Origin of the sequence: Streptococcus sp. NLN64, assembly GCF_015831295.1 — a bacterium.
Lineage (GTDB): Bacteria > Bacillota > Bacilli > Lactobacillales > Streptococcaceae > Streptococcus.
This window is the reverse complement of sequence record NZ_JADXDQ010000127.1, coordinates 1-564: the sequence shown is the minus strand read 5'-3', so window position 1 is coordinate 564 and position 564 is coordinate 1. Positions and strand designations below refer to the sequence as shown.

At 42.6% G+C, this 564-nt stretch carries 1 protein-coding gene; it reads right to left on the bottom strand.

The window, feature by feature from the left end; translation table 11 throughout:
* Positions 1–41: 41 nt before the first annotated feature.
* On the bottom strand, positions 42–564 hold a 523-nt coding region (locus I2503_RS09450; RefSeq protein ID WP_196967790.1), incomplete at its 5' end, for a MucBP domain-containing protein.

The following is a 564-nucleotide window of genomic DNA, read 5'->3' as shown; positions in this document are numbered from 1 at the left end:
TTTTGGATCTCCATTTTCAGGAATGTATGGAATGTACTTACCTATAACTCACGGTATACATAAGTGACTGTCTTCGTACCTTCTTCAACCTTACCAGTTGTCGCATCGGATGTCGTCAAGTGACCTTGTTCATCAACTGCACCTACTGTGTAATCACCAGCTGGAACAAGTTTGTATGTCTTACCATCTTCTGTCTTGATAATTTCTGGACGGTTATCCACGACTGTATCGTAGTCTGAATCCACATCACCGTTTTCAACATCTTTAACAGGCACTTTGATTTCTTTACCGTCTGTATCAACGTAAGTAACAACAACATTACCCTTCTTCACTTCAGGTGTTGGATCTGGAGTTACCGGTACGTATGGTACTGGTGTATCTTTACCTGGATCATTTGGATCTGTGATGGATGGTGGAACATAACCCTTGGTTGGATCGTCTGGATCAACTGGTTTCAATGGCTCATCTGTTCCTGGTACTTTTGGTTCGTATCCTGGAATATATGGCAATGGTGGCTTATTGCTTGGATCCTCTGGGGTTTCATCGTATGGTACTGGTGGTTTG